Raw genomic sequence first — 5,506 nt, forward strand, 5'->3', positions numbered from 1 at the left:
GGGGGGGGGGGGGGGGGGGGGGGGGGGGGTGTGTTTGTTGGGGGCTGCGTATGGTGCGCCGGGGGGCGCCCCCCCCCCCCCCCCCACTACTACGCGGCGCCGTACGTGTCCCCGTTCTACTCGCCGTGCCTGGCGGAGAACTGCCGGACCATGCGCGCGGGCCCCAACGCCGACCTGTTCGGCGCCTGGTGGGGGATCTCCCCCGCGATCATCATCCTGATCTTCCCGCTCGGCTTCCGGCTGACCTGCTACTACTACCGCAAGGCGTACTACCGCAGCTTCTGGGCGTCGCCGCCCGCCTGCGCGGTGGCCGAACCGCACCGCCGCTACACCGGCGAGACCCGGTTCCCGCTCATCCTGCAGAACGTCCACCGGTACTTCTTCTACGCCGCCCTGCTGGTGGCCGGGGTGCTGACCTACGACACGGTGCTGTCCTTCCGCGACACGCACTACCGCTGGGGCCACATGGGCCTCGGCACCCTCGTGTTCCTGGCCAACATCGTGCTGATCTGGGCCTACACGATCTCCTGCCACTCCTGCAGACACATCGTCGGCGGCAAGCTCAAGCACTTCTCCAGGCATCCCGTGCGCTACCGGGCATGGCAGTTCGTCGGGCGGCTGAACGCCCGGCACATGCAGCTCGCCTGGGCGTCCCTGCTGAGCGTGGCGCTCGCCGACTTCTACGTGTACCTGGTCGCGTCCGGCGTCTTCGACGATCCGCGGTTCTTCTAGATGAGTGGGGCTTTCTGATGTCCGTGGTGGACCGGCAGGAGTGGGACGTCGTCGTGGTCGGCGCGGGCGGCGCGGGGCTGCGGGCCGCGATCGAGGCGCGCGAGCGGGGCGCCCGTACGGCCGTGATCTGCAAGTCGCTGTTCGGCAAGGCGCACACGGTGATGGCCGAGGGCGGCATCGCGGCCGCCATGGCGAACGCCAACGAGCACGACAACTGGCAGGTCCACTTCCGCGACACCCTGCGCGGCGGCAAGTTCCTCAATCAGTGGCGGATGGCCGAACTGCACGCGCGGGAGGCGCCGGACCGGGTGTGGGAACTGGAGACCTGGGGCGCGCTGTTCGACCGCACCAAGGACGGCCGGATCTCCCAGCGCAACTTCGGCGGCCACGAGTACCCGCGCCTGGCCCACGTCGGCGACCGCACCGGCCTGGAGCTGATCCGCACCCTCCAGCAGCGGATCGTCGCGCTCCAGCAGGAGGACGAGAGGGAGACCGGGGACTACGAGTCCCGGCTGAAGGTCTTCCAGGAGTGCACGGTCACCCGCGTCCTGAAGGACGGTGAACGCGTCTCGGGCGTCTTCGCCTACGACCGTGAGACCGGGCGGTTCTTCGTGCTGGAGGCCCCGGCGGTGGTCGTGGCGACCGGCGGGATCGGCAAGTCCTTCAAGGTCACGTCGAACTCGTGGGAGTACACCGGCGACGGGCACGCGCTGGCGCTGCTCGCCGGCGCCCCCCTGCTCAACATGGAGTTCGTGCAGTTCCACCCGACGGGCATGGTCTGGCCGCCGTCGGTCAAGGGCATCCTCGTCACCGAGTCGGTCCGCGGCGACGGCGGGGTGCTCAGGAACTCCGAGGGCAAGCGGTTCATGTTCGACTACGTGCCCGACGTCTTCAAGGAGAAGTACGCAGAGTCCGAGGACGAGGCCGACCGCTGGTACGACGCCCCCGACAGCAACCGGCGGCCCCCCGAACTGCTCCCCCGCGACGAGGTGGCCCGGGCGATCAACTCCGAGGTGAAGGCGGGCCGCGGCTCACCGCACGGCGGGGTCTTCCTGGACGTGTCGACCCGGATGCCGGCGGAGGTGATCCGGCGCCGGCTGCCCTCCATGTACCACCAGTTCAAGGAGCTGGCCGACGTCGACATCACGGCGGAGGCCATGGAGGTCGGGCCCACCTGCCACTACGTGATGGGCGGGGTCGCGGTCGACTCCGACACCGCGGCCGCGCGGGGAGTGCCGGGGCTGTACGCGGCGGGTGAGGTCGCGGGCGGCATGCACGGCTCCAACCGGCTCGGCGGCAACTCCCTGTCCGACCTGCTGGTGTTCGGGCGCCGCGCGGGCCGGCACGCCGCCGAGTACGCGCAGCGGGCGGCGGACCGGCGCCCCCGGGTCGACGACGCCCAGGTCAACACGGCGTCGGCGGAGGCACTGCGGCCCTTCTCCGCCGAGACGGAAGGGGAGGCGGGACCGCCGGAGAACCCGTACACCCTGCACCAGGAACTCCAGCAGACCATGAACGACCTGGTCGGCATCATCCGCCGGGAGGGCGAGATGGAGCAGGCCCTGCACCGGCTGGCCGGGCTGCGGGCCCGGGCCCGCCGGGCCGGGGTGGAGGGGCACCGCCAGTTCAACCCCGGCTGGCACCTCGCCCTGGACCTCAGGAACATGCTGCTGGTCAGCGAGTGCGTGGCGCGGGCCGCGCTGGAGCGCACCGAGTCGCGCGGCGGGCACACCCGCGAGGACTGTCCGGCGATGGACCGCGCCTGGCGCAACGTGAACCTGCTGTGCACTCTCGCCGACCCCACCGGCCACCTCTCCGCGGCCGATCCCGGGCGCGGCCAGATCCGGCTCACCCGGGAGACCACCGAACCCATCCGCCCGGACCTGCTCGCCCTCTTCGAGAAGGAGGAGCTGGTCAAGTACCTCGCCGAAGAGGAGCTGTACGAGTGAGCAGCTACGAGGCCCGCTTCAAGGTGTGGCGGGGTGATGTGCGGGGCGGTGGCCTCGAGGACTTCGCGGTCGAGGTCAACGACGGCGAGGTGGTGCTGGACATCGTCCACCGGCTCCAGGCGACCCAGGCGCCCGACCTCGCCGTGCGCTGGAACTGCAAGGCGGGCAAGTGCGGTTCGTGCTCGGCGGAGATCAACGGGCGACCGCGGCTGATGTGCATGACCCGCATGTCCGTCTTCGACCCCGGCGAGACCGTCACCGTCACCCCGCTGCGCGCGTTCCCGGTGATCCGGGACCTGGTGACCGACGTCGGCTTCAACTACCAGAAGGCCAGGGAGGTCCCGGCGTTCGTGCCGCCGGCCGGGGTCGCTCCCGGCGAGTACCGGATGATGCAGGAGGACGTGGACCGCTCGCAGGAGTTCCGCAAGTGCATCGAGTGCTTCCTGTGCCAGGACACCTGCCACGTCGTCCGTGACCACGAGGAGAACAAGTCGGCCTTCGCCGGTCCGCGGTTCCTGATGCGGGTGGCGGAGCTGGACATGCATCCGCTCGACGCGGCCGCCGAGTCGGGCCTGGACCGCAAGCGCACCGCCCAGGACGAACACGGCCTCGGCTACTGCAACATCACCAAGTGCTGCACGGAGGTCTGCCCCGAGGGCATCAGGATCACCGACAACGCGCTGATCCCCCTGAAGGAGCGGGCCGTCGACCGCAAGTACGACCCGCTGGTGTGGCTGGGCTCGAAGATCAGGAGGCGGTCTTCGTAGTGTCCCGGCCGGGCCGCTGGGCGAGGGCCTGCACGACGAAGCCGGCCAGGAACAGCACGCAGTACCCGGCGAAGGCGACGATGCCGGCCCCGGCCTCCTCCATCGGGCCCAGCAGCAGGAGCAGGCCCAGCCCGAGCGCCGTGAGCAGGGTGCCGTAGCCCCACAGCCGCGGCCGGACAACCCGGCGGCGCGCGGGCCACGGCACCCAGTCCGTCACCACCGACACGACGCCGGCGGCCACGAGCAGCGCGACGGCCAGCCAGGCGCCCACCACCAGCAACATATGCATGACGATCATCGTCCCATCGCAAGGGGCGTCCGGGAAGTCATTTCACCCAGCCCTCCCGGTACGCCCGCCAGTCCGCCTCCGTCGCCGCGAAGTCCACGTACAGGGCGACGCCGAAGCGGGAGCGGGCGGCGTCGGTGCGGGACAGGCCCAGACGGACGCCGCGCACGGCGGCCGGCACGGTCTCCGCGTGTGCCCAGTGGCCGAAACGGTTCTCGTGGTAGAAGGGCAGACCCATCAGCAGGTCGGTCGTGGCCGGGGTGACCTCCAGGGCGAGGCTGGTCTGCTGGGCCACGTAGCCGCCGTACAGGCTCTGCAGCGGCTGCATGGTGTCGTACGACATGACGGCGATCTGGTCCACGCGGCGGGCCACCTGCCCGAAGTAGGACTGCGACCACCACTTGGGGTGGCCGGTGGTCGCGCCCCAGAAGGAGTGGAACGCGGGCAGCGGGTCGATCTGGTGGGCGGCGACGGAGAGCACGGCGTGGTGGGCGTGGGTGAGGTCGCGCAGATGGTCGAGGAGCGCGAGGTAGTCGCGGTCGCCGGAGTGCAGCGGCTCCAGGTCGAAGTGGGCGCCGTCGAAGCCGGCGGCGAGGATCCGCCGGGTGGAGGCGACGACGGCGGCGCGGGTCGCGGCGCGCTCCAGGCGCAGGCCGTCCGGGCTCTCACTGGCGAGCTTGTCGCCCAGCCAGGCCTGGACCCGGACGCCGGGCGCCGCCCGGTGCAGCGCCGAGACCAGCCGGCGCGCCTGCGGGTGGTCCGACGCCGGGAGGGTGCCGTCGTGCTCCAGCGGGCCGGCGTGCACGTACAGGTCGCGGATGCCGGTGTCCTTCAGGCGGTCGGCGAGGGCGGTCACGTCCGCGTCCGTCTTCCGGCCGTCGACCCAGGCGTGCCCCAGCCAGAGGGCGTCCCGGTGCCGGGTGCGGGTGCCCGGTGCGGGATCGCCCGCGTAGTTGACGCGCAAGGCCGTCTCGGCGACGAGGAGGGGCAGGAAAAGCAGCAGCACCAGCCCCACCGCGAGCAGGCGGCGACGCCACCACCGGGGGCGGCGGGGATGCTCCGGGCGGGCGTCACCCTCCGCCGCGTCGGGACCGGACGTCTCCGCCACGCCCGTCCCCTCGTCCGTGCCGTTCTGTTCCGTCTGCATCCGGCCCCCTGTGTCTCGGTTCCCCCAGTTGTGTCCGCCCCACTCGCGCAGGCGACTACCTGCCCATACGCTCCGAAATGTGACGTCCTCCCTGTTTCGGGGCCGGCCCCGGTGTGCCACCGCGCACATACGGGTGCGGGTGGCGCACGCCGTCGTGGGCGCGTTCGTGGGGGCCGGGTGGCTGCTGTTGCCGGTGATGACGGCCGGTGACAACGCCCCGGTTCCCGCCTCCCCGGCCGGGCCCGCCGCGAGCGCCGCCGCGCCGCACCAGGACGAGACGTCCACCCCCGACCTCGTGCTGCCCCTCGTCGCCGTGGGCGCGGCCGGGGCGCTGGCCGGGTACGGGTATCTGCGGCGCACCCGGCGGGCCCGGACCCGGACCACGCCGGGCGTGGTGCCGGCGGCTCCGCCCGCGCCCACCCCGCTGGAGTCCGAGCGGCAGGCCAGGGCCGCGCTGGTGCTGGCCGACGACTGCGTACGGGGCAGCGAGGAGGAACTCTCCTTCGTCCGCGAGCTGTTCGGGGAGAAGCGCGCCGAGCCGTTCGCCCGGGCCCTGGGGGCCGCGCGCACCGAGCTGTCGGCCGCGTTCGCGATATGGCGGCGGTACGGGGCGGGCGTACCGGGG

The 5,506-nt window shown here is 72.2% G+C and carries 4 protein-coding genes and 2 pseudogenes; 4 read left to right on the plus strand and 2 right to left on the minus strand.

What is annotated here, in order from left to right; genetic code table 11:
- Positions 1–81: 81 nt before the first annotated feature.
- The 3 genes and pseudogenes from V7E45_RS25435 to V7E45_RS25445 form a co-directional block, all read left to right on the plus strand.
- Positions 82–732 (plus strand): annotated as a pseudogene (locus V7E45_RS25435) (hypothetical protein); the annotation flags it as partial.
- Between the two features lie 17 nt (positions 733–749).
- Positions 750–2,681: a fumarate reductase/succinate dehydrogenase flavoprotein subunit gene (locus tag V7E45_RS25440; RefSeq protein WP_333776523.1), complete on the plus strand. Its 1,932-nt coding sequence runs from the start codon at positions 750–752 to the stop codon at positions 2,679–2,681.
- Complete coding sequence (locus tag V7E45_RS25445; protein WP_333776524.1) at positions 2,678–3,448, plus strand: succinate dehydrogenase/fumarate reductase iron-sulfur subunit; 771 nt, start codon at positions 2,678–2,680, stop codon at positions 3,446–3,448. Before V7E45_RS25440 ends, V7E45_RS25445 begins: the two co-directional genes overlap by 4 nt.
- Here V7E45_RS25445 and V7E45_RS25450 read toward each other — a convergent pair.
- On the minus strand, positions 3,429–3,746 hold the full coding sequence (locus V7E45_RS25450) for a hypothetical protein (protein WP_333776525.1): 318 nt from the start codon (positions 3,744–3,746) through the stop codon (positions 3,429–3,431). The genes V7E45_RS25445 and V7E45_RS25450 overlap by 20 nt on opposite strands.
- A 28-nt stretch (positions 3,747–3,774) precedes the next feature.
- A complete protein-coding gene (locus V7E45_RS25455; protein ID WP_333776526.1) occupies positions 3,775–4,881 on the minus strand; it encodes a glycosyl hydrolase family 18 protein in 1,107 nt (368 codons plus the stop codon).
- 79 nt (positions 4,882–4,960) lie between these two features.
- On the opposite strand from V7E45_RS25455, the pseudogene V7E45_RS25460 reads away from it, so the two are divergent.
- Positions 4,961–5,506: pseudogene (locus V7E45_RS25460) on the plus strand (hypothetical protein); the annotation flags it as partial.

It is taken from the genome of Streptomyces sp. IBSBF 3136, assembly GCF_036815105.1.
In the GTDB taxonomy this organism is placed as follows: Bacteria; Actinomycetota; Actinomycetes; order Streptomycetales; family Streptomycetaceae; genus Streptomyces.